Below are 23,765 nucleotides of genomic sequence, written 5' to 3'. Positions count from 1 at the left end.
CCAAAAAGGATGGTAGCCTCCGCCAAAAAAAGGGCGGATCAATGGCTGCTGCCGGAAGGGAGGAAAAGCTCGATAAGGATGCATAAACTTTTCCCCTTTCTTTTGCTGTTTTACCTACATTAAACTATGCGGCGTTTTAGGAAAATGTTTTATTAAAATTGGAGTTTTTCCATTATATTGTTTATAATCAAAAAATGGGTTGATTGATTATGAAGGAGTTGTTTTGCAATGGCAGCTGACTTTAAAGATTTTCCATTTCAAGATTTTATTATAGATGCCGTTCAGTCGTTAGGTTTTAAAGAACCGACTGAAATTCAAGCACAAATGATCCCAATCATATTAAGAGGAGCAAGTGCCATCGGCCAATCACAAACAGGTACAGGCAAAACACATGCTTATTTGCTACCGTTAATCAACAGTATTTGCGGAGAGGAAAAGCGTGTTCAAGTTGTTGTTTTAGCACCGACGAGAGAGCTCGCGACTCAAATTTACGAAGAAGCGTTAAAAATCATAAAATTCGCCCCGCCGGAAAAAGAATTACATGCAAAACTTTTTATTGGCGGTACAGATAAAATGCGGGCGATCGAAAAGCTAAAAACTCAGCCCCATCTTGTGATCGGAACACCTGGCAGAATTCTTGATCTTGTCAAGGAAGGGGCGCTAGATTTATATTCGACCAAAAGCATAGTTGTGGATGAAGCCGATTTAATGCTTGATTTAGGCTTTATTTATGAGGTCGACCAAATAGCTAGCCGCATGAAAAAAGAACTGCAAATGCTTGTGTTTTCTGCCACCATTCCTGAAAAATTAAAGCCTTTTTTAAAAAAATATATGGAAAATCCTGAGTATGTTCATGTATCTCCAAAACAAGTACATGCCAAAAACATCACGCATGTTCTTGTTCCGCTGCGGCATCGAAACAAAATAGATCTTTTATACAATATGGTAGTTTCCTTAAACCCTTATTTAGCGTTAATTTTTGTGAATACAAAAGCGAATGCCCAAGATGTGGCATACGGTCTTGCCGAAAAGGGATTAAAGGTTGGGCAAATCCACGGCGGTCTTACCCCGCGTGAACGGAAAAAAGAAATGCGTCAAATAAAGGATCTTGCCTATCAAGTTGTAGTAGCAACTGATTTAGCTGCAAGAGGAATTGATATTGAAGGTGTTTCCCATGTAATCAATGCCGAGCTGCCGACTGATTTAGATTTTTATATTCACCGAACCGGAAGAACGGCTCGGGCTGGCTTTTCAGGATTTGCCTATACAATCTATGAAGACGATAACGAACAAATGCTGCAAAAGCTTGAAAAAATGGGGATAATCTTTGAAAATCGAGATATTGAAAACGGAATATGGAAAGCGCTCGATGACCGAAATCGCAGACAAAAAAGAAAAAAACAACCAATGGAAACAAACGCGATTATCGGAATCATCAAAAAGCCAAAATCGGTAAAACCAGGATACAAAAAAAAGATGAAAGAACAAATTGAAAAGCTAAAGAAAAAGCAAGCAAGAAAAAATAAATAAAAGGTTGTAAGGAGAGGAAAAACATGTTAAAAATTGGCTCGCATGTATCGATGAGCGGCAAGAAAATGTTGCTTGCGGCAAGTGAAGAGGCAGTTTCATACGGCGCTAATACGTTTATGATTTATACAGGAGCCCCGCAAAACACGAGAAGAAAAAAAATTGAAGATTTAAATATCGAAGCAGGTTTGGCGCATATGAAAGAGCATGGCATCGAAGAAATTGTCGTTCACGCACCATATATTATTAACATTGGCAATACAACAAATTTAGCGACCTTCCAGCTTGGCGTTGATTTTTTAAAATCGGAAATTGAACGCACGGAAGCAATCGGTGCAAAACAAATCGTGCTCCATCCGGGAGCTCACGTTGGAGCCGGTGCAGAAGCCGGAATCAAAAAAATTATTGAAGGTTTAAATGAAGTGCTGGAGAGGGGGCAAAAAGTGCAAATCGCCCTTGAAACGATGGCCGGCAAAGGTTCAGAATGCGGAAGAACGTTTGAGGAGCTTGCGATGATCATTGATGGTGTTACCTACAATGAACATTTGTCCGTTTGTTTCGACACTTGCCATACTCATGATGCCGGTTATGATATTGTCAATGATTTTGATGGGGTTTTAAATCAATTTGATAAAATCATCGGCATCGACCGTTTAAAAGTTGTTCATATAAACGACAGCAAAAATCCGCGCGGGGCCCAAAAAGACCGTCATGAAAATATCGGATTCGGCCACATAGGATTTAAAGCAATCAATTATATCGTCCACCATCCGCAATTAAAAGACTTGCCAAAAATTTTAGAAACTCCGTATGTCGGTGACGACAAAAAAAATAAAAAGCCGCCTTATAAATTTGAAATTGACATGCTGAAGAATAAGACGTTTGATGAAAATGTTTTGGAAAAAATAGCGAATCAATAAAAAAGAACAAGCTCCCTTTTTTAGGGAACTTGCCTTTTTTATTTCCAATTGCCATTGAAGAATTGCAAAAATAATTGATTTGCTTTTTTGGCTGTTTCCGGCGAAGTGATTTTGGCAATTTGTTTTAACAAAGCAATTCTTTCTTCTTCATGAAACACGTTGATTTTTTTTCCCTGTACGAGTTGAAGCAGCTGTTTTGCTTCGTTAATCGAAATGGATATATCATATTGCTTTGCATATGACACAAGTTCTTCAGGTTTTAAACTGTTAATTTTTTGTTGAATAATTTTTTCAAATAAAATCAAAGATCTCGCCTCCCCTCTTATTCGTATGAACAGAGGGGGAGATAGTTGCCTTTTTTTAAAAAAAATGGGTGGAGAAAATGACATAAATATCGTCTCAGCAAAATTTTTATAATACAATATGATTAAAAAAAAACTAGGAGGACGAGATGAGTAAAAAACATCATAAAAAAGAAAGCTTAAGACACATCATTTATCGATTGTTAATGATTGTGATCGGAGCTGTTCTGGCAGCCGTAAGCATCGAGCTGTTTTTAGTCCCAAATCATATGATTGATGGCGGTATCATCGGCATTTCGCTTATTTTAGACCACATATTTTCGAATCATATTAAAATCATCAATTTCGCTACATTAGTTATTGTGTTAAACCTTCCTTTTATGTATTCCGGTTATAAGCAGATTGGGAAGACATTTATGTTTTCGTCCATATTTGGCATCATTTGTTTGGCCATTGCGGAAAGGCTGGCCCATGATTTTGAGGCCTTTACTACAGAGCCTTTGCTAGCCACTGTATTTGGTGGTTTTTTGCTCGGTGCAGGAGTGGGACTTGTCATCCGACACGGAGGATCTCTGGACGGGACAGAAATTTTAGGAATTCTTTTAACGAAAAAAATTCCCTTTTCCGTTGGTGAAATCGTGATGTTTTTGAATATTTTCATTTTTGGAAGCGCTGCGTTTGTCTTCGGGATAGAACAAGCCATGTATTCCATCTTTACATATTATATTGCCTTTAAAACAATTGATGCGGTTGTTCAAGGTCTTGATGAAACAAAGGCCGCCATCATTATATCTGATCATTACGATGAAGTGTCTGATGCTATATTGTCACGCTTAGGACGCGGAACGACAAAATTAAAGGGAAAAGGCGGATACACGGATACGGAAAAAGACGTCATTTATGCAGTTGTTACAAGGCTTGAAGTGGCAAAATTAAAATCGATTGTACATGAGATTGACCCGAACGCGTTTATTACCATTATGAATACACAAGAAACGAAAGGCGGAAAATTTAAATCTGCCATCCATTAATCAACACATTGAAGTAGAGGGAGAACACATTTTTCTTTACAAATGTGCTCTTCTCCTGTATACTTTAATGATAAAAATAAATCGTAATGATTCCTAATTAAATAGGTGAGAAGCATGGGGGAAAAAATAGTAGAAGTAAAGAACCTTTTTTTTCAATATGAGAGAAAATATGTGCTCGAAAATATCAATATTTCCATTGAAAAAGGAGCATTTTTAGGTTTAGTTGGGCCGAACGGCTCCGGAAAATCGACATTATTGAAATGTCTGCTTGGGCTTTTAAAGCCTCAGAAAGGGACGATTCATTTATTTGGTGAAGATATTCATCAATTTAACGATTGGCATAAAATTGGCTACGTTTCTCAAAAGGCAAACAGCTTTAACTCTTCGTTCCCAGCTACTGTTTTTGAAGTAGTAGCGAGCGGCTTGACTCCCAAACTCGGTTTGTTTAAAAAAATGAAAAAAGCTGATCGGGAAAAGGTAATGGAAGCGATCCGGGCAGTTGGAATGGAAAAGGCAGTTCACCAAAATATCGGTGAGCTTTCAGGAGGACAGCAGCAAAGGGTATTTATTGCTCGCGCACTTGTCAGTGAACCTAAATTATTGATTTTAGATGAACCAACTGTAGGTGTAGATAGTCAGACAGTCAATCATTTTTATCAGCTTTTGCATCATTTGAATAAAGAATTGGAAATCACATTAATACTTGTTACCCATGATATTGGAGCTATTACAGATAAAGTTACGCATGTTGCTTGCTTGAACAAACAACTTTATTTCCATGGAAATAAAGACGAATTTGAACGCCTGAAAGAAACGGAATTGACCTCATTGTACGGGCATCCAGTTCAGTTAATAACGCATGATCATGAGTAGATGGAGGAAATGAAGATGTTTAGCAGTATTTTACAATTTGAGTTTTTGCAAAATGCATTTCTTTCAGGTATTTTAATCGGTTTTATCGCACCTCTTTTAGGTGTTTTTGTGGTGGTCAGACGATTATCACTAATTGCAGATGCACTGAGTCATGTGACCTTGGCTGGAATTGCGGGCGGTCTTTTTTTATCTTCAAAAATATCCTTCTTTTCTTCATTGAATCCAATTTATGTAGGAATGGGTTTTTCTGTTTTAGGCTCACTTGTGATTGAAAAGCTGCGAGCTTTTTATAAATTTTATGCGGAATTGGCCATTCCGATAATTATGTCGGCTGGGATCGGTTTTAGCGTTGTATTTATCTCTTTGGCAGACGGGTTTAATACAGATCTTTTTAATTACTTATTTGGAAGTGTTAGTGCGGTTTCTAGGACGGATTTATATATTATTACTGGTGTTGCAGCATTGGTTATTTTGTTGATCGTATTGTTTTATAAGGAATTGTTTTTACTGTCGTTTGATGAAGAATATGCATCTGCATTAGGGCTGCCGGCAAAAGGCTTGCATCTTTTGTTTATTTTAACAGTTGCCCTAGTGATAAGCGTTTCCATGAGAGTTGTTGGAATTTTGTTGGTTTCCTCGCTTATGACCCTTCCTGTTGCTGCAAGCATTAGAATAGCAACCGGTTTTAAAAAGACAATTTTTCTTTCCGTTATAATAGGAGAAGCTTCCGTTTTAATCGGTTTAGTATTATCTTATTATTTAGATATTGCTCCGGGAGGAACAATTGTCATTTTAGAGGTATTGGCTTTGATTTTTTCCATTATTTTGTCAAAAGCTAGGAGGGGCAAAATATGAATGTCGAACAAGCTTTACAATATTTAAAAGAAAAGGGATATAAATATACATCCAAAAGGAAAGAAATGCTTCAACTAATTGCCGATTCTGATAAATATTTGACAGCTAAAGATGTTTTGGAAAAAATGAATAAGCGCTATCCCGGTTTAAGTTTTGATACGATTTACCGGAATTTATCATTGTTTGCAGAGTTGGGTATATTGGAAACGACAGAGCTTTCAGGTGAAAAGCACTTTCGCTTTCATTGTGACTTAGGACATCATCACCACCATTTTATTTGCATGAAATGCGGAAAAACGAAAGAGATCGAATCATGCCCAATGAATACGATAGAGGAGTATTTGGACGGATATAAAATTAATGGACATAAATTTGAAATTTATGGGTTATGCCCGAATTGCCATGAACAAACCTTGTGAAATTTGATCACAAGGTTTGTTTTTTTATGGGAATTCATGATAAGAAGGGATGAACTCGAGTTTTATCATTTCTTAAAAAAAGAATAAAATTTCACAAATAGTAAAAAAATAAAGGATCAACATATTGCTTCCCGTCCTCTGATCCAACATTAGATCCTATTTGAAAACATTTCCATAATAATGGGAATTGATTTGCTTATACTATAAATGCTCCTATCTTTTGAAAGCGAGGGATATGGCAATGGCAAACAAAAATTTCCCACATGCCGGCAAATCAACTGAAATAAATGCCATTCAGGAAAACCGAAATTTTGAAAACCGGAATAATGAAAACCGAGATTATCTAGAAGAAACTGCGGCAGAAGCTGGAGCAGTTGAATCTAGAAATACAAATGAAACATATAATTATAATAATGACGCCGATGAAGCTGGCGGCCGCAATTTAGGATGGCTGGCGCTGGCACTATCGATTATTTCTTTATTTGTTTTGCCCGTTTTATTAGGAGCAACGGGTATCATTATTGGGTTTATCGCCCGTCGGCGCGGTGCGGAAAATCTGGGAGCATGGGCGATCGGAATAGGTATCGTTTCCTTGCTGCTTGGAATTTTCGTATTGCCGTTTTTTTAACAGGTTCTATGTCAATTGTTGGGGTGCACTTGATGTGAAGTGCACCTCTTTTATATGTATGAAAGTTAAATAAGTGAGCATAATACCTTATTTCTAAGTCGTTGAAAGTTGCGAATACCATAAGACATTCGTTTAATGACTTTAATTTTATTGTTAATCCCTTCTAAATAACCGTTAGTGTAGGGATACATAAACGAATTGATGATTTCTTTCTCCCAGCTTTTAAAGGTTCGTTTCATGTACTGATATTCGTCCAGTCCTGATTCGTCAATCGCTTGATACAGTTGTTCTAAGTTCAACCTTACATTGCGTTCATTGCTTTGTGTCATCCATTTTTTAAAGACTTCTTTCACTTGGTAAGCTTTCTTTAAATCGGGGGGACAACTCTAAATAATATTGCAGGAGCTCCTGTTCTCTTGTGGTTAACTTCTCTTTCGGTTTATGTAAGAGAAAACGTAACTTTTTCATCGATTTTCGATCTTTGTCTTGGAACGACTTTTGTACTCTCTTTCGTACTCGTTCAAGTGCCCAGAAGTTATGACGAGCATAATGGAATTTGTCCACGATGATAATTGGATTTTGAAAGAGTTGTTGAGCCAATATTTTATACGGCTGCCACATATCCATGACCACCATTTGAACACGATGAGTCGGTAAAGAACGAAAATAATCTTTTAGCGTGGACAACTTACGGTCTTGAATCACATCAAATACCTTGAAGCCTCGAGGGTCTCCGATGACACATTGATATTTTCCTTTTTCGGTTGTCCCCTTAAACTCATCAATGGCTAAAATTTGTGGTAATGAGTGGTTCTCATAAGTATAATAACGGTCAAACCATCGAATCACCGTTGAGTGTCCCAATCCAAGCTCTTTCGCCACTTCCTTAAAATTGGCCGTTCTCACTTTGATAAGAAGGGCTTGAAGGACACGTATCGTATGACGTTGATAGCGCTCTAAGAAGGGATATCGTTCATAGAAACGCTTTCCACAGGATGTACATTTATAGCGACGCTTTTTTAGAATGAGATACGTATACATTTCGCGAAATTTGACATCTCGAATCTTCTGCAGGCGATAATCATGAATAGATCTTGTCCTTTCCCCGCACTGAGGACAACTTTGATGACAAGGTTTGGTTTCGATAAAAATTTCTAGGTGCGTATCCGTTTCTACAATATTTGACACAATGACATTTTCTAATCCAATCAGTTTTGTGATACAATAGTCTTGCATTTACGAAGTCTCCTTTTAAATGAGGTTTGGTCACTTTCATTATAAAAGAGAGCACTTCGTAAATGCTTTTTTATTTTATGAAATTCTTTACCCCAACATTTAGTATAGAACCTTTTAACAAAAACAAAAAGCTTGGGGCATCTGCTCCAAGCTTTAAACTTTTTCCTTTTCTTGTTTTTTGAAATATTCTTCAGCGATTAAATCCACTTCTTTTTTTAATTCTTCGACCATTGTTTCTTCCGGAACTTTCCGAACAATTTTTCCTTTTCTAAAAAGCAATCCTTCGCCTCGTGCACCAGCAATTCCAATATCGGCTTCTCTCGCTTCGCCTGGACCGTTTACTGCGCATCCTAAAACAGCTACTTTGATTGGCGCACGAATTTTTGAAATATATTCTTCGACTTCATTCGCGATTTTAATGAGATCTATTTCAATTCTTCCGCATGTAGGGCATGAAATAAGTGTTGCTGCATTGGCAGCCAGGCCGAATGATTTCAGCAATTCCCGGGCAACCTTCACCTCTTCGACGGGATCAGCGCTTAATGATATACGCAAAGTATTGCCGATGCCTTTGCTTAAAATGGCTCCAAGGCCGGCAGCGCTTTTGATTGTTCCCGCAAACAAAGTGCCAGATTCGGTAATCCCTAAATGGAGCGGATAATCAAACGCTTTTGCAGCTTTTTCATATGCTTCGATTGAAAGCCGTACATCAGACGCTTTTAAAGAAACGATAATATCGTGAAAATCAAGATCCTCTAAAATTTTTATGTGATGCAATGCACTTTCAACCATTCCGTCAGCAGTAGGATAGCCGTACTTTTCTAAAATCCTTTTTTCAAGTGAACCGGCGTTTACTCCAATTCTGATTGGAATGTTTCTTTCTTTCGCAGCCTTCACAACAGCTTCTACTTTTTCCCTTCGCCCGATGTTCCCCGGGTTAATCCGTATTTTATCTGCTCCGCCTTCAATCGCTTTTAAAGCGAGCCGGTAATCAAAATGTATATCGACAACTAGAGGAATGTTAATGCGTTTTTTGATTTCTGGAATTGCATTTGCAGCCCGTTCATCAGGACAAGCAACACGAACGATTTGACAACCTGCTTCTTCCAGTCTGTGAATTTCTTTTACTGTGGCTTCAACATCATGCGTTTTCGTTGTGGTCATGCTTTGAATGACTACTTCATTATTTCCGCCAATTTGAATGTTGCCTACTTTGACTGGACGTGTTTTCGTACGATGTGTGATTTCGCCCACGTTTATCGCTCCTTAAATATAAATACGTTTGATGGAACATTCGCCATCCTATGATATTGTACCAATCATAGCCAAGCAATGACAAGAATTAAAAACTTTAACTAATTGTTATATAAGGGGAATTTGTATGTTTTTCCTGCTTGTATACTGTACACATCTTCATTTGAATTTAATTCCCCAAAATCTTTAATAATCTCTTCAATGCTTGCTGGAACAGGCTTATTGTGTATTTTTTCAACAATGGAAAGAACCGTATCTCCTTCCTTCACTTTTACCTCCATAAATTGTTCTTCAGCATGCTGTTCATTTTGTATGGAAGATACAGGTAATGTACCGTTTTTTAAATCATAATAAATAACAAAACTGAAAAAGATAACTAGTAAAGCGGAAAATAAACGTTTCATCTCTATGTTCCCCCGTTTTGTTCTTTATTAACATATATGTTTTTTTATGTACAAACATACCAATTATGTCTTTGCTGGCATACACAAGTGAAAAGTTAGCAAGTTCGGAGGACCTGGGGAGAAATCAACATCTCTTTTCTCGCTTGAGACAAGCTGCTGAAGCTGTTGCAAAGCGAGTTCGACGCTTTTTTCGATCTTTCTGCCTTCTCGAATGGAAAATTTATATAGATTGAAGTTTTCAGGCAATGAGGGCTCAAATTTATGAATTCAGATCCTTTCCAGCTATTCTTTCCGAAAATATTGTTCAAGCTGAAGCCAGTGCCTGAATTAATGCGAGAGGGAAGCTCAGTTAAACCTAAAGGATAGAAGAGGCTGCTTTACGATCGAAGAGCATTTTGAAAACGTCCAAGATATTCTTCGGTTTAACGCATTCCCTGCTGTCAAACAATGAATTCATGCATCAATTCGAAATTCGAGTAAACGAAGGGAGATAAATATGAGAGAGCATATCATCATTATGTTATTAGGGATGCTTCCGTTTATGATGGTGCTAGGCAATTCGATGCTGATCCCGATATTGCCGGAGTTTGGACAAGCGCTTGAAATTACAGCTGCACAGACGAGCTTTATTTTAAGCATATTTAATATACCTGCAGCGATCATCATCCCAATCGTAGGTTTCCTTTCCGACCGTTACGGCCGAAAAACATTTATTTTATGGTCGCTTTTATTGCTGATCATAGGGGGGGCTATCTGTTTTTTCAGCGGTTTTGTCAACAAATCTATTGCTTTTTGGACATTGTTAGCTGGACGTTTGGTGCAAGGGCTTGGCACAGGAGGAATATCGTCTCTAGCCATGTCATTAGCAGGAGACATGTTTACGGACGAAAAACGGGATCGAGCTCTTGCCGTTTTAGAAGTGTTCAACGGAACTGCAAAAGTAGCCGCTCCCATTTTAGGAGCTTTGTTAGCCCTTGTAGCATGGTATTTTCCATTCATTCTTTTCCCTATTATTGGAACTCTCTTGCTTTTTTTCATTCTTTTTTTTATAAAGACTTCTCCATCAGGCGAGGAAAAAATATCGCTTCACGAATATGTGCAAAGAATAGCTGATGTGTTAAAGGTGCAAAAAGCGCGATTGTTATCTCTTTACCTGTATGGCGGTACAAGTATGTTTTTGCTTTTTGGGCTGCTGTATTATTTAGCCTATTTAATTGAAGAGTTATATCATATCGATGGATTCTTTAAAGGATTTGTATACTCTTTTCCGTTAGGCGCATTATCTATATCGTCTTATTGGACAGGAAAGCGATTGGACTATGTAAAAAACCGTTTTCTTTTTTTATTGGTAGGGATGTTCATGACGTTTTTATCATTTTTCAGTTTTTTGATTTTTCAACAGTTTTCGCTATTTTTGTTTTTTATCACTATTTCATTTGGCGGCTTAGGTTTTGTGCTGCCGGTTATTAATTCGTTGATCATATCAAGTGTTGATGATGCAGAAAGAGGGATTGTAGTTAGCTTATACGGGATGGCGCGTTTTTTAGGGGTTGCGCTCGGACCGGTTGTTTTTAGCTTGTGGATTGGCAATGAACAGTTGTTGTTTAAGCTTTTATTTTTTATGTTGTCGCTCGTTCAATGTTTACTCCTATACGTATTTAAAAATAATTGGAAAGTAGTATGTAGCAAAATGTGGAGGAATTTACAATAAAAATAAAAAAACTTTAAATTCCCTTAATAATCTTTTGTCATAATGCTGTTAAGCTTATAAAGGGGGAAATCATAATAGTGAAAAAGAAGAGAAAGAACATGTCGATAGGAGAGCGAATACCTCTATTTGTAAGATTGATTTTGTTTGCGCTCATACTTCTTATTAGTTCGATAACTGTTGTCGGTTATACTGCTTACCAAAAAGCAAGTGAAACAACTTTTAATTTGATAGAGGATCGATTAAAAAGGGAAGTATATATGACAGAGATTGCTGCCAGCAATCTTCTGTATGCTTATGTAAATAGCTCTGATGATTTTTTCGAAAGATTTGATAAAGAAGTCGTTCAAAGGCAATCCTCCCAGCTGATTCAGGACGGTTTAAATGCTGACTTTTTTTTCGTTCGAAATGAAAAGGCCACACCATTTTCGGTTAGCGTTAATACAAAAACTCAAATCCCAGCTGCAATTGTAAAGGAAATAACGAAAAAAAATAGCGGAATTATTCATAAATCTTTCAATGGACAAGATTATACGTTGGCCTTTAAAGAAATGCAGGAATTGAAAGGAATTTTTTTGCTTGCCGTTCCGACAGAAAGCTTTATAAAGCCTGTGCATGAACTAGCTTATAATACAATCTGGATTGGAATAATCAGCGTCCTTTTTATGATGGGAATTTTGTTTTTAGCTGTCAGAAGTATGACAAAACCGTTGACGATTTTGAGGGAAAAAATGAGAAAAATGCGTGAAGGAGATATTCAGCTTGATTTAAACATAAATACAAATCTTCCAGAAATCCTTTCGCTCATCAAAAGCTTTAAGCAATTGGCAGGCTATTTGGGGATGATGATTCAAAGGATTAATACCACAACAGAAAATTTGTTTTCGACAGGCCGGAAGCTTAAACAATCTTCTGATGACGTATTAACATTACATACGAATCTTGTTGAAGCGATTGAAATGGTGAAAAACGGTGCGCAGCAAACAGCTTCAAGCTCTGAAGAAAGCGCAAAAGTATTTCATTCCATGAAAAATACAGTTCAAACTGTGCTGGAGAGAATAGAGCGCCTTTTCTCAAGCGCACAGGGCATGAACCGATCAGCCAACACGGGAGAACAAAATATGAGACAGATGATCGAATCGTTAAATCGCTTTGAAAAAGAATGCAAAACTATGTCTAAAACGATCCAAAGTGTTCGAGATCATTCGACGGCGATTGAAAAGGTTGTGGAAATGATATATGCAATATCTGAGAAAACAAAGCTATTGTCATTAAATGCAACAATTGAAGCAGCAAGAGCTGGAGAAGAAGGCAAAGGATTTGCTATCGTTGCTGAGGAAGTCCGAAAATTGGCTGAACAGTCATCCAAAGCGACGGAAGACATAGCACAGTCTGTAAAAATGATGGATGATATTTCTCAGAGCGCTTATCAGCAGTTTAAGCTAATTTTGGAGCTTGTGCAAAACCATTTAGAAGTTGCAGGTAAATCGCGGCTTTCATTTGATCAACTAGTAGATGAGATTGGAAAAGTGAATGAAATATTGTCTGAAACAAGACACAGCTTACATACTTTAGATGATTGGCTCCCTAAAATGGAGCAATCTGCTGAAAATTTTTTATCAGTCTCTCAAGAAACGTTCGCCAGTGCAGAGCAAATGCAATCTGTCGCAAAAGTACAGATGGAACAAATTCGCGAAACCCATGCTATTGGACTAACTTTAATGGAACTGTCCGAATCTCTAAAGTCCACTACAAACAAATTTCAGTTTAAATCATAGTGTTAATAACCCCTTAAGGCAGAGTTGGAAATTCTGCCTTAAGGGGTTTTTTATGCAGCTTTTATTGGTTGTTTCGGGCTCGGGATTTCTTTTAATACAAGATATAAAACAGTTATATGTACAAACCAGTTTATATAAAGAGCAAAGGATATATCGATGAGAAAAAAGTTCATAATGGCAAAAAACACGGTTGCAAGCGTGACGCTGTAGGCTGAAATAGTCCAAAGCTGTTTAAAATTTAATCTTTTTCCCATCCTCTTTTTAAACAACAGCCCGACAATAGCTAAAAACGTAATTTCCACAAATTTAGAAGTGGCTGACATCGCAAATAGTGTGACAGATATCACGGGAATGATAATCGGAGCAACTTCAGACAGCTGTTTGATGGCAGCTGTCAAATCCTCTTTTGTTATCTCTGTTTCCTGAAAAAAGTTATACTCGAGCTGCTGCATTGTGCCATTGGAAACGAAAACAAATTCATTCGATAAGATGCCGATGACGTTTTCCTGCCATTTCAAGTCATCCCTTGTGAAAGTTCCTTTTGGGTCAAAAATAATTGTATATTGATCATGCTTTGCTTTCACAACCGCATTTTCCTCGGATTTTAAAGTTCCGTTATGAATGGTGAATTCAGGGATTTTTTCATTTATCGTTTGGTCAAGCCCGTTTATAGCATTTACAATAGCTAAGTTTAAATATATGCAATTGGGCAGGGCGGCAAGAAAGGCCAATAAAAATCCATAAAGAATGGGTTTGCCGATTTTTTGAAATCTAGTAAGAGCGATTGTTTTTGGAGAGTATATGCTTTTAAAAAGGAGGACAAATAAATTCATTGATCGAAACACTTCCTTTTATAACATTTCTATTTGATTGTACCAATGAAACAAAAATAATGAAAATAAGTTATATAGGCGATTCGGCAATAAGAATAACAATTGTGAACAAAATGTAAAATTTTTTTGTTAAATTTAAAATATAAAAGTAACATGTGTGGGAGGAACATGTTAAAAATTAATTTTGTTTGCGGGGCATATCGGCTTCATCCATTATTATAGATAGAAGCTGCAGGAGCCTGCACCGATTGCAAAATAAAAAAAGTGGATTTGAAGGAATTTGGTAATGGGAAATATAAACGTTTCTTTTTCAAAAATGATTCAACTGTTAATACATTTGGAAAAATAAGGAGGTGAAACGAGTGGATGTAGATGTTCAAAAAATATTATTTGAATTTCTTGGCGGGATTGGAATTTTTTTATTTGCGATTAAAAGTATGGGAGAAGGTATGCAAAAATTCTCCGGAGATAAATTACGAGATATTTTGGATAAGTTTACGACAAACCCTATTATGGGTATTTTTGCTGGGATGTTTGTGACAATGTTAATTCAATCAAGCAGCGGTACAACTGTTTTAACGGTTGGTCTCGTTTCTGCCGGCTTCATGAGCTTAAAGCAAGCAATAGGCGTGATCATGGGAGCAAATATCGGAACGACTGTTACGGCATTTATTATCGGATTCGATATCGAAGCTTATGCCTTGCCAATTTTATTTATAGGTTCTGTTCTTTTATTTTTTTCTAAAAACAAAAAAATAAACAGCATCGGGCAGGTGATCTTTGGATTTGGCGCTTTGTTTTTTGGGCTTGAATTGATGGGAGACGGCATGAAGCCGTTAAGATCATTAGAAATTTTTCATGACTTGACTGTCAGCATAAGTGCAAATCCGCTGCTTGGCGTTGTAATTGGAACCGTTTTTACAATCATCGTTCAAAGTTCAAGTGCGACGATTGGGATTTTGCAAATGATGTTTTCACAAGGGTTAATTGATCTCAACGCTGCGCTGCCTTTATTATTCGGTGATAATATCGGAACAACCATCACAGCAGTTTTGGCATCAATTGGAGCATCGATTGCTGCTAAACGGGCTGCTTTGACGCATGTAATGTTTAATTTAATCGGAACGGCAATTTTTCTAATTATTTTACCAATTTTCAAATATTTTATCGAATCATTGCAAGCCCATTTGTATTTAAATCCTGAAATGACCATTGCCTTTGCTCATGGAATATTTAATGTTGTCAATACGATCGTTCAAGCGCCGTTCATCGGTGCACTTGCACTGCTTGTCACAAAAGTTATACCTGGTGAAGATTTAGCGATAGAGTATAAAGCGAAGCATTTGGATCCAATTTTTATTGAACAGTCACCAACCATTGCTTTAGGGCAAGCGAAGGAAGAAGTGCTTCGGATGGGTCAATATGCATCATTAGGGCTAGAGGAAACGAGACAATTTTTGATGACAAATCAGCAGAAGCACGCACAAATGGCGATGCAGCTTGAAGAGGCGATCAATAATTTAGATAGGAAAATAACAGATTATCTCGTATTGATTTCTGGAAAAGATATGTCGCAAAATGATTCACGCCGACATTCCATTTTAATGGATACTGTTCGAGATATTGAACGAATCGGCGACCATTTTGAAAATATAGTGGAGCTTATTGATTATAAAAATAATAATAAAGTCACCATTACTGAGCAGGCATTGGAAGATTTATTGGAAATGTTTGAAATTACCTTGCAAAATGTGAAGGATGCGATCGACGCTTTAGATGATAACGATGTTGTATTAGCAAAAAAAGTATTGAAATCTGAAGAAAAAATCGATAGAATGGAACGCACTTTACGCAAAAAACATATTATCCGCATTAATGAAGGGATTTGTACCGGACAAGGCGGAATAGTATATGTAGATATTATCAGCAACTTAGAACGAATTGGCGACCACTCGGTGAATATTGCGGAAGCTGTTTTAGGATACCGTCAATAATCGTTTCAAGTGGATTAAATTGTTCATTGATTTCTAATTTCTAGGAGGATAAGCAAATGGATGTAATCATTTGGATTTTGATCATTGCTCTTTTTATCTTATCTTTTGTCGGGCTGCTTTTCCCCATTTTACCGTCAGCGTTATTGATTGTAGCAGCCTTTTTTATCTATGGAATTTGTTTTAGCTTCAGCCAGTTAACCATTTCATTTTGGGTTGTTGAAAGTATGTTCATCATTCTTTTATTCCTATCGGATTATTTGGCAAATATGGTAGGAGTTAAACGGTTTGGTGGAAGTAAAGCAGCCGGATGGGGAAGTACGATTGGTTTAATTGCCGGGCCATTTATCATCCCGTTTGTTGGCATTATTTTAGGACCTTTTTTAGGGGCTGTTGCGGCAGAGCTTCTCGTACACCGCAAAACATTTAGCGAGGCTGTAAAGGTTGGAGTCGGTTCTTTATTGGGGTTGTTGGCGAGCACAGTAGCAAAAGGGCTGATTCAGCTGTTGATGATCATTCATTTTCTTTATACAATATTCTAAATTAGCCATTGACTTCAACAGCTATTTAGTGATAATTTACTTATGTGTTTGAAAAAGGACCCTTAGCTCAGCTGGTTAGAGCAGACGGCTCATAACCGTCCGGTCGCAGGTTCGAATCCTGCAGGGTCCATAAAATTAGTCGAATAATGTAACCGCTTTTTTAATTGCACATTAATTGCATCATTTTAATAAGTTTGGTAATCTGAATATGAAAGCTTCAAGGCAGAAAGCATTTAGTACATATTAATCATTAAGGAGGAGATTCATTATGGCTTATGAATTACCTAAATTGCCATACGACTATGATGCATTGGAACCTCATATTGACAAAGAAACAATGACGATTCACCACACAAAACATCATAACACATATGTGACGAACTTGAACGCTGCTTTGGAAGGTCAGACTGAACTTTTATCTAAAAGTGTAGAAGACTTAATCTCTAATTTAGACGCTGTTCCTGAATCTGTTCGTACAGCTGTTCGAAATAATGGAGGAGGACATGCAAATCACAGCTTGTTCTGGACCATCCTCTCACCGAATGGAGGCGGCGAGCCAACTGGAGAATTAGCAGAAGCAATTAACAAAAAATTTGGAAGTTTTGAAGCTTTTAAAGAAGAATTTGCTAAAGCTGCTGCTGGTCGTTTTGGCTCCGGCTGGGCATGGTTGGTTGTAAACAACGGCGAGCTTGAAATTACAAGCACTCCAAACCAAGACAATCCTCTTATGGAAGGGAAAACTCCAATTTTAGGCCTTGATGTTTGGGAGCATGCTTATTACTTAAAATACCAAAACCGTCGTCCTGAATATATTGCAGCGTTTTGGAATGTTGTGAATTGGGACGAAGTGGCAAAACGCTACAGCGCTGCAAAATAAACTGTTATAAGAGGCTGAGATATTCGAATCTCAGCCTTTTTTTATTTGGCGCGCCCAGCTAAGCTGATATCTGCTAGTTAGTGCAAGTCCAACTCGAGTAAATGCCAGGACGCTCGGTAGCTGACAGGCAACTGGTGGAGAAACTAGACCTTGAAATCAACAAAGAAAAATCCAAACTGGTCAGCCTATGGGACGACACAAACGGATTTGACTTTCTGGACAGCCCCTTGAAATCAGTTTTCTACTCTACTATTTTTTTGGAAATGACTGACATAATTTGCGTTTCAGCGGTTTCTGTGCATTTTTTTGAGGTTGATCACTGAAAGGTAACGAAAACACCTTTCTTTATACATAACTCCCCTTTAGCTAGGAAAAATAGTAGTAGCAAGTAAAGGGGAGTTTTATATGATAAACGTCAAAAAATGGATTGGATCAAGAAAAACAGACCATGATTTAATGCTGCTGTTGATGATCGGCGGTTTTTATTCATTAAGCATTGCACTTTCGAATACGTTCGTAAATGTTTATTTATGGAAACAGTCAGGGGAATTGATTGATTTAGGATTATACAATTTATTTATTGTCATTTTTCAGCCGCTTGCTTTCATTATTGCTGGGAAAGTATCCAAAAAAATTGATCGAGTCGTTGTACTTCGCCTAGGAGTGTCCTTTTTAGCCGCATTTTTTCTAACCGTTTTAGTTTTAAAAGATCAAGCTGTCAACTACATGTATTTGTTAGGTGCAATCATTGGCATCGGCTACGGTTTTTATTGGCTAGCCTTTAATGTGTTGACATTTGAAATTACTGAACCGGAAACACGGGACTTTTTTAATGGCTTTCTTGGGATATTAACTTCCCTTTCAGGGATGATTGGACCGATGTTAGCCGGTCTGATTATTTCAAGACTTACAAATACTATTGGGTATAAAGTGATTTTTGCAGTTTCGTTAATGTTATTTACTGTTGCTGTCATGTTGAGCTTCTTTTTTACGTCTAGAAAAGCTCACGGAGATTACATTTTATTGAAAATCATTCAAGAAAGAAAAAGAAACAAAAATTGGAGATTAATTACAAACGCTCATGTGTTTCAAGGATTGCGTGAAGGAACATTTACATTTTTCATTAATGTGTTTGTATACATCGTGACCAAAAGTGAGATGGCTTTAGGTACATTTAGTTTTCTAAATTCTTTCGTAGCCTTTTTCACTTATATTGTGGCTTCTCGGTGGATTACGAAAAAAATGAGGAAAAAAGCTATTCTAGCCGGCGGGCTTATGCTATACTTTTCCTTGTTTCTCATTTTATTTCAAATTTCCTATGAAAGATTGTTAATATATACTATTGCAATCGGAATTGCCTATCCAATTTTGCTTGTTCCGTACTCTTCGATCACGTATGATGTGATTGGAAAAGGGTGGAATATTGCGCAAGCAAGGATCGAATATATTGTTGTTCGAGAAATTTTTCTAAATGCAGGAAGAATCCTATCGATCCTCTTTTTTATTTTTACAGTTGCTTTGACAAATGAAACAAAAACCATTCCTTTTTTATTGCTCTTAATAGGTTCAGGCCATGCGTTCATATATCTGTTTGTTAAACAAATTAGGCTGAAAGAAAGCAACCGCCCGTTAAAACAAGAAAAGCGCATACACAGGCCAAATCTAGCGGATGGAGAGAAGGGATAAAATAAATGCGGAATGCCGTTTACGCAGCATCATCTGTTTTTTATACACACAAAAAACAAGCTTTACAAAAGCTTTACATTCTATTAAAACTTGTTTAATACTTGAAAGTTAATCTTATATACGTAAGATGAGATCACGAAATAATAGGGGGAAGTAACCGAATGAAAAATTTTAAATTTTTGGCGTCATCCATTATGATCAGTTCTGTATTAGCTTTTGCAGCAGCCTGCGGTAATTCGGATGATGCAAACACAAATGGTTCAAACTCCGGACAGCAATCATCTTCAGAAAGCGGATCAAGCGAGCAAAAATTAGAAGGTGAAATCGCTATTGATGGATCATCAACTGTTGGTCCGATAATGGAAGCTGTTTCTGAAGAATTTGCTGCAGAACATCCTGATGTAAAAGCTCCAATTGGAATTTCAGGAACAGGCGGGGGCTTTGAAAAATTTACAGCTGGTGAAACTGATATTTCTAACGCATCTCGCCCAATTAAAGACGAAGAGAAAAAAGTTGCTGAAGAAAATGGTATTGAATATACAGAATTCAAAATTGCTTTTGACGGTTTATCCGTTGTTGTAAACAAAGAAAATGACTGGGTCGATAAACTTACGATCGAAGATTTAGCAAAAATTTGGAAAGGCGAGCCGAAAAAATGGTCTGACATCAACCCTGAGTGGCCGGATGAAAAAATTAAATACTTCTCGCCTGGTACAGATTCCGGTACGTATGATTATTTTGATGAAGTTGTTTTAGGCGGTGAGCCGATTGTAAAAGATGCGACATTGTCCGAAGACGATAACGTACTTGTAAAAGGAGTCGCTAACGATAAAAATGCAATAGGTTATTTCGGCTATGCATACTATTTAGAAAATAAAGACCAGTTGAAAGTTGTACCGATTGTAAACTCTAAAGGGGAAGCAGTCGAGCCGACAAATGAAACGATTGAAAAAGGAACTTATGAACCGCTTTCCCGTCCGCTATTCTTTTATGTGAACAACAAATCATTAAAAGAAAAGCCGCAAGTGTATGAATACGTGAAGTTTGCCTTGGAAAACGCTGGGCAATTGGCAGAGGAAGTTGGCTATGTAAAACTTCCGCAAGAGCAATATGATGAACAGTTAAAAACGCTTGAAGGTTTAAAATAAAAATAAATAGACTGGTTGGATGAGAAGCATCCTTGCTTCTCATCTTCCTATGGGCATGAAAGGGGTTTTCATGATGGCTTTATCTGCAGGAAAATCGGTTCGGGAAATGATCAAAGAGAAAAAAACAAAAAAATCCACGCGCGATTTTATGGAAAAAATGGTCCCAGCCGTTTTATTTGTTGCAGCAGCTATTTCCATCTTAACAACTATCGGAATCATTGCTACTCTTGCTACAGAAACAATCATGTTTTTTTCACGAGTTTCTTTTTTTGAATTTATCACTGAAAAAGAATGGTATCCGTTTTTAAAAGATGATGCCTCATATGGAATCATGGCTCTTGTTTCTGGCACGCTTTTAGTAACGGTTATTGCCATGATTGTTGCGCTTCCAGTCGGTCTTGCATCTGCTATTTTTTTGAGTGAGTATGCGTCAGATCGGACAAGAAGGATTATCAAACCGATTTTAGAGGTTTTGGCAGGAATTCCAACTATTGTATATGGTTTTTTTGCTCTGACGTTTGTTACTCCTCTCTTGCAAAAATTGATCCCTGATATTGGCTTTTTCAATGCATTAAGCCCGGGCATTGTTGTTGGAATTATGATTATTCCGATGATTGCTTCCCTTTCAGAAGATGCGATGAGCTCTGTTCCGAATTCCATTCGAGAAGGCGCACTTGCTTTAGGTGCGACAAAATTTGAGGTGGCTTTAAAAGTAGTACTTCCTGCTGCCACATCGGGAGTCGTTGCCTCGTTCGTACTAGGAATTTCCCGTGCGATTGGCGAAACAATGATTGTCACATTGGCTGGAGGAGCCACTCCAAAATTAACGTTTGATCCAACTGAATCTATTCAAACGATGACGGCTTATATCGTTCAAGTCAGCACGGGCGATGCGGGATACGGAACAACAATCTATTACAGCATTTATGCTGTCGGTGCCACGCTTTTTGTCTTTACAATGCTGATGAATTTATTAGCTCAATTTATCTCGCGCCGATTCAGGGAGGAATATTAACATGAAGTACATTGATCAAACGGTTGTTCGAAAAATGATGGGCAAAAGGACTATGAAAAATCGTTTTTTTCAAACACTGTTTTTTGTATCTACCATCTTCGCTTTAGTAGTCCTTGCTATTCTGTTATACCGGATATTCACTCAAGGAATTAGTTATGTAACACCGGAGTTTTTCCAAAATTTTGCCTCTAGGAGAGCTTCTGCATCAGGAATAAAAGCAGCCCTGGTCGGCTCAATTTGGGTTATGGGAGTGGTCATTCCAATTTCCCTCCTGCTTGGTGTAGGAACAGCTATCTATTTAGAGGAATATGCGAAAAAAAATAAACTTACAAATTTTATTCAGGCGAATATTTCGAATTTGGCGGGTGTCCCATCTATTGTTTTTGGTTTGTTGGGGCTTACAGTATTTGTTCGGGGAATGGATTTAGGCAGAAGCATTTTGGCAGGCGGTTTAACGATGAGTTTATTAATATTGCCAGTTATTGTCGTGGCGGCACAAGAAGCGATCCGTTCGGTTCCGAAAGAGTTACGTGAAGCTTCTTATGGAATGGGAGCAACGAAATGGCAAACAATTTATCGAATTGTTCTTCCAGCTGCAATTCCTGGAATTCTTACCGGAAGCATTTTAGCTTTTTCACGAGCTATTGGAGAAACAGCCCCTCTTCTTGTGGCGGGTGCATTTGTATTTGTTAACTATTTACCAGAGAATTTATTAAGCTCCTATACGGTTATGCCGATTCAAATTTACAATTGGGCTTCGCGACCTCAAGCAGAATTTCAAAATGTAGCAGCTGCCGGAATCATTGTGTTGTTTATTTTCTTAATAGTAATGAATTCGATTGCGGTGTTGATTCGAAACAAATTTCAAAAGCGTTATTAAATGGGTTTTCCTAAAAGGATGAAGGAGGTTTTTATTTTGGCAATTACTGAATTGAAAAAAACTGAACTGAAAAAAGAACAAGAAATTGTTTATGAACAAAATAGCGAAGACAAGAATGAAAAGAAAATCGTCTATAAAACGAACGGCTTAAATTTATGGTACGGTGATGATCAAGCTCTAAAAAACATTGATTTAGACATTTATGAAAATGAAGTAACTGCAATCATCGGTCCTTCTGGGTGCGGAAAGTCGACTTATATCAAAACATTGAATCGAATGGTCGAGCTGATTCCATCCGTTCGAATCAACGGTGAAATATTATATCGCGGAAAAAATATATTTGATAAATCTTATCGTGTTGAAGAACTGCGCACTCAAGTCGGCATGGTTTTCCAAAAGCCGAACCCGTTTCCGAAATCTATTTATGACAATATTGCGTATGGACCGAGAATACACGGCATCCGTGATAAAAAAATATTGGATGAAATCGTCGAAAAAAGTTTAAGAGGCGCGGCTATATGGGATGAAGTAAAAGATCGGTTGAAGGAAAACGCGTATGGCTTGTCAGGAGGACAACAGCAGCGTTTATGTATTGCGCGTTGTTTAGCAATTGAACCTGATGTGATTTTGATGGACGAACCAACGTCAGCGCTTGATCCGATTTCTACGTTGAAAATTGAGGAATTGGTTCAAGAATTAAAGAAAGATTACAGCATTATTATTGTAACGCATAACATGCAGCAAGCTGCACGTATATCTGATAAAACTGCCTTTTTCTTAAACGGAGAAGTTATCGAATTTGGCGAAACCGACCAAATCTTTTCTAATCCGTCAGATAAGCGGACGGAAGATTATATTACAGGACGCTTCGGATAATAATTGTTTTGAATAACACGGTTCATGTTGGAGGAAAAAAAATGAGAGAAAAATTCGAACTTGACTTGAACACGTTACACACCAAGTTAATTGAAATCGGCAGTTTGACGGAAGTTGCATTAGGCAAATCAATCCGCGCATTAGAAAAGCAGGATATCGATTTGGCTATTGAAGTATTAGAGCAAGATGTGAATGTCGATCAGCTCGAAGAGGAAATTAATGACTTTGCAATTCTTTTAATTGCAAAGCAGCAGCCCGTTGCGATTGATCTAAGAAGAATCATTGTTTCCATTAAAATAGCTGCTGATATCGAACGAATGGCAGATAACGCAGTCAACATCGCAAAATCAGCAATTCGAATTGGAAATGAACCGCTTATAAAACCGCTTGAACAAATCACAAAAATGCACAAGCTGGCATCAGAAATGCTGTCTTTATCGCTGAAAGCTTACCATGAGGAAGATGTTGCATTAGCAAGAAAAATAGCCGAAATAGACGATGAAGTAGATGATTTATATGGTGAAGCAATTAAGGAGCTTTTGCAAATTATTCCTGAGAACTTAGAGTATATGAATCAAATTACCCAGCTCTCTCTTGTAGCAAGATTTATTGAACGTACTGCTGACCATGCAACGAATATCGCGGAAAATGTTTTATATTTAGTTAAAGGCCGCCATTATGCTTTAAATGATTAAAGGTTTGCCGTTTTCAGGCAAACCTTTTTTATATAAATAAAATCGCTATGTTATTCGTAAATGGTTCCGCGATACTAAAAAGCCCCTCCTAGTGCTAAAATAAATTTTGGTTCGCCGCCCAAATTTATCTAAATAGGAAGGGAACTTTTTATGTCTTTCGATTTAAATAGTTTATCGCATATAAAATGGAATTGTAAGTATTATATCGTGTCTATGTCTGAAATATAAGAGACAAGTGTTATGGAAAAATTTCGGGCAGAGCATAGGGCAATTTTGTGAAAGAAAAG

Annotated in this window: 24 protein-coding genes and 1 tRNA gene; 19 read left to right on the top strand and 6 right to left on the bottom strand. The window is 37.4% G+C overall.

What is annotated here, in order from left to right; translation table 11 throughout:
- Positions 1 to 228: 228 nt before the first annotated feature.
- A complete protein-coding gene (locus NSQ84_RS12375; RefSeq protein ID WP_144596775.1) occupies positions 229 to 1,530 on the top strand; it encodes a DEAD/DEAH box helicase in 1,302 nt (433 codons plus the stop codon).
- A gap of 23 nt (positions 1,531 to 1,553) precedes the next feature.
- Positions 1,554 to 2,447 carry a deoxyribonuclease IV gene (locus tag NSQ84_RS12370; RefSeq protein ID WP_066247561.1) on the top strand — a complete coding sequence of 298 codons (894 nt, stop codon included), beginning with the start codon at positions 1,554 to 1,556 and terminating at the stop codon, positions 2,445 to 2,447.
- Between the two features lie 38 nt (positions 2,448 to 2,485).
- On the opposite strand, the gene NSQ84_RS12365 is transcribed toward NSQ84_RS12370, so the two are convergent.
- Entirely contained in the window at positions 2,486 to 2,752 is a 267-nt protein-coding gene (locus NSQ84_RS12365; RefSeq protein ID WP_063388062.1) for a DUF2624 domain-containing protein, read from the bottom strand.
- A 146-nt stretch (positions 2,753 to 2,898) separates the two neighbouring features.
- Between NSQ84_RS12365 and NSQ84_RS12360 the strand changes: the two genes are divergently transcribed.
- From NSQ84_RS12360 to NSQ84_RS12340, 5 genes are all read left to right on the top strand, one after another.
- Entirely contained in the window at positions 2,899 to 3,780 is an 882-nt protein-coding gene (locus NSQ84_RS12360) for a YitT family protein (protein ID WP_063388063.1), read from the top strand.
- Positions 3,781 to 3,894: 114 nt separating this feature from the next.
- Complete coding sequence (locus tag NSQ84_RS12355) at positions 3,895 to 4,653, top strand: metal ABC transporter ATP-binding protein (RefSeq protein WP_066247563.1); 759 nt, start codon at positions 3,895 to 3,897, stop codon at positions 4,651 to 4,653.
- A 15-nt stretch (positions 4,654 to 4,668) separates the two neighbouring features.
- Positions 4,669 to 5,508 (top strand): metal ABC transporter permease, encoded by an 840-nt coding sequence (locus tag NSQ84_RS12350; RefSeq protein WP_063388065.1) that lies wholly within the window; start codon positions 4,669 to 4,671, stop codon positions 5,506 to 5,508.
- Positions 5,505 to 5,927 (top strand): Fur family transcriptional regulator, encoded by a 423-nt coding sequence (locus tag NSQ84_RS12345; RefSeq protein ID WP_339211948.1) that lies wholly within the window; start codon positions 5,505 to 5,507, stop codon positions 5,925 to 5,927. Before NSQ84_RS12350 ends, NSQ84_RS12345 begins: the two co-directional genes overlap by 4 nt.
- Before the next feature lie 241 nt (positions 5,928 to 6,168).
- The gene (locus NSQ84_RS12340; RefSeq protein WP_311066327.1) at positions 6,169 to 6,555 is read left to right on the top strand and encodes a DUF4190 domain-containing protein; all 387 of its coding nucleotides are present in this window, start codon (positions 6,169 to 6,171) and stop codon (positions 6,553 to 6,555) included.
- 65 nt (positions 6,556 to 6,620) lie between these two features.
- On the opposite strand, the gene NSQ84_RS12335 is transcribed toward NSQ84_RS12340, so the two are convergent.
- From NSQ84_RS12335 to NSQ84_RS12320, 4 genes are all read right to left on the bottom strand, one after another.
- A complete protein-coding gene (locus NSQ84_RS12335) occupies positions 6,621 to 6,884 on the bottom strand; it encodes a transposase (protein WP_327873400.1) in 264 nt (87 codons plus the stop codon).
- Positions 6,885 to 6,891: 7 nt separating this feature from the next.
- Complete coding sequence (locus tag NSQ84_RS12330; protein ID WP_327873395.1) at positions 6,892 to 7,791, bottom strand: ISL3 family transposase; 900 nt, start codon at positions 7,789 to 7,791, stop codon at positions 6,892 to 6,894.
- A gap of 153 nt (positions 7,792 to 7,944) precedes the next feature.
- Positions 7,945 to 9,051: a flavodoxin-dependent (E)-4-hydroxy-3-methylbut-2-enyl-diphosphate synthase gene (ispG, locus tag NSQ84_RS12325; protein ID WP_094246222.1), complete on the bottom strand. Its 1,107-nt coding sequence runs from the start codon at positions 9,049 to 9,051 to the stop codon at positions 7,945 to 7,947.
- Positions 9,052 to 9,146: 95 nt separating this feature from the next.
- Positions 9,147 to 9,449, bottom strand: coding sequence for a hypothetical protein (locus tag NSQ84_RS12320; RefSeq protein WP_063388069.1), 303 nt, complete (start codon positions 9,447 to 9,449; stop codon positions 9,147 to 9,149).
- Between the two features lie 496 nt (positions 9,450 to 9,945).
- On the opposite strand from NSQ84_RS12320, the gene NSQ84_RS12315 reads away from it, so the two are divergent.
- On the top strand, positions 9,946 to 11,160 hold the full coding sequence (locus NSQ84_RS12315) for an MFS transporter (RefSeq protein ID WP_327873396.1): 1,215 nt from the start codon (positions 9,946 to 9,948) through the stop codon (positions 11,158 to 11,160).
- Positions 11,161 to 11,237: 77 nt separating this feature from the next.
- The gene (locus tag NSQ84_RS12310; RefSeq protein ID WP_327873397.1) at positions 11,238 to 12,935 is read left to right on the top strand and encodes a methyl-accepting chemotaxis protein; all 1,698 of its coding nucleotides are present in this window, start codon (positions 11,238 to 11,240) and stop codon (positions 12,933 to 12,935) included.
- Between the two features lie 50 nt (positions 12,936 to 12,985).
- Here NSQ84_RS12310 and NSQ84_RS12305 read toward each other — a convergent pair whose 3' ends face one another.
- Positions 12,986 to 13,768, bottom strand: a complete 783-nt coding sequence (locus NSQ84_RS12305) for a DUF1189 domain-containing protein (RefSeq protein WP_144596783.1) — start codon at positions 13,766 to 13,768, stop codon at positions 12,986 to 12,988.
- Between the two features lie 362 nt (positions 13,769 to 14,130).
- Between NSQ84_RS12305 and NSQ84_RS12300 the strand changes: the two genes are divergently transcribed.
- From NSQ84_RS12300 to phoU, 10 genes are all read left to right on the top strand, one after another.
- A complete protein-coding gene (locus NSQ84_RS12300) occupies positions 14,131 to 15,762 on the top strand; it encodes a Na/Pi cotransporter family protein (protein WP_063388072.1) in 1,632 nt (543 codons plus the stop codon).
- 56 nt (positions 15,763 to 15,818) lie between these two features.
- Positions 15,819 to 16,301 (top strand): DUF456 domain-containing protein, encoded by a 483-nt coding sequence (locus NSQ84_RS12295; protein ID WP_063388073.1) that lies wholly within the window; start codon positions 15,819 to 15,821, stop codon positions 16,299 to 16,301.
- Between the two features lie 56 nt (positions 16,302 to 16,357).
- Positions 16,358 to 16,431, top strand: a tRNA-Ile gene (locus tag NSQ84_RS12290).
- Positions 16,432 to 16,569: 138 nt separating this feature from the next.
- Complete coding sequence (sodA, locus tag NSQ84_RS12285; RefSeq protein ID WP_063388074.1) at positions 16,570 to 17,178, top strand: superoxide dismutase SodA; 609 nt, start codon at positions 16,570 to 16,572, stop codon at positions 17,176 to 17,178.
- Between the two features lie 405 nt (positions 17,179 to 17,583).
- A complete protein-coding gene (locus NSQ84_RS12280; protein WP_144596785.1) occupies positions 17,584 to 18,864 on the top strand; it encodes an MFS transporter in 1,281 nt (426 codons plus the stop codon).
- A gap of 161 nt (positions 18,865 to 19,025) precedes the next feature.
- On the top strand, positions 19,026 to 20,012 hold the full coding sequence (locus tag NSQ84_RS12275; protein ID WP_063388076.1) for a PstS family phosphate ABC transporter substrate-binding protein: 987 nt from the start codon (positions 19,026 to 19,028) through the stop codon (positions 20,010 to 20,012).
- A 73-nt stretch (positions 20,013 to 20,085) separates the two neighbouring features.
- Complete coding sequence (gene pstC, locus NSQ84_RS12270) at positions 20,086 to 21,027, top strand: phosphate ABC transporter permease subunit PstC (RefSeq protein ID WP_063388077.1); 942 nt, start codon at positions 20,086 to 20,088, stop codon at positions 21,025 to 21,027.
- 1 nt (position 21,028) lies between these two features.
- Positions 21,029 to 21,907: a phosphate ABC transporter permease PstA gene (gene pstA, locus NSQ84_RS12265; protein WP_327856459.1), complete on the top strand. Its 879-nt coding sequence runs from the start codon at positions 21,029 to 21,031 to the stop codon at positions 21,905 to 21,907.
- Between the two features lie 66 nt (positions 21,908 to 21,973).
- Positions 21,974 to 22,783, top strand: coding sequence for a phosphate ABC transporter ATP-binding protein PstB (gene pstB / locus NSQ84_RS12260; RefSeq protein ID WP_063388174.1), 810 nt, complete (start codon positions 21,974 to 21,976; stop codon positions 22,781 to 22,783).
- A 41-nt stretch (positions 22,784 to 22,824) separates the two neighbouring features.
- Complete coding sequence (gene phoU, locus NSQ84_RS12255; protein ID WP_063388079.1) at positions 22,825 to 23,478, top strand: phosphate signaling complex protein PhoU; 654 nt, start codon at positions 22,825 to 22,827, stop codon at positions 23,476 to 23,478.
- Positions 23,479 to 23,765 lie beyond the last annotated feature (287 nt).

Origin of the sequence: Aeribacillus sp. FSL K6-3256 (genome assembly GCF_037965805.1) — a bacterium.
Taxonomy (GTDB): Bacteria; Bacillota; Bacilli; order Bacillales; family Aeribacillaceae; genus Aeribacillus; species Aeribacillus composti.
The sequence above is the reverse complement of the archived record's forward strand: the minus strand, read 5'-3'. Positions and strand labels throughout refer to the sequence as shown.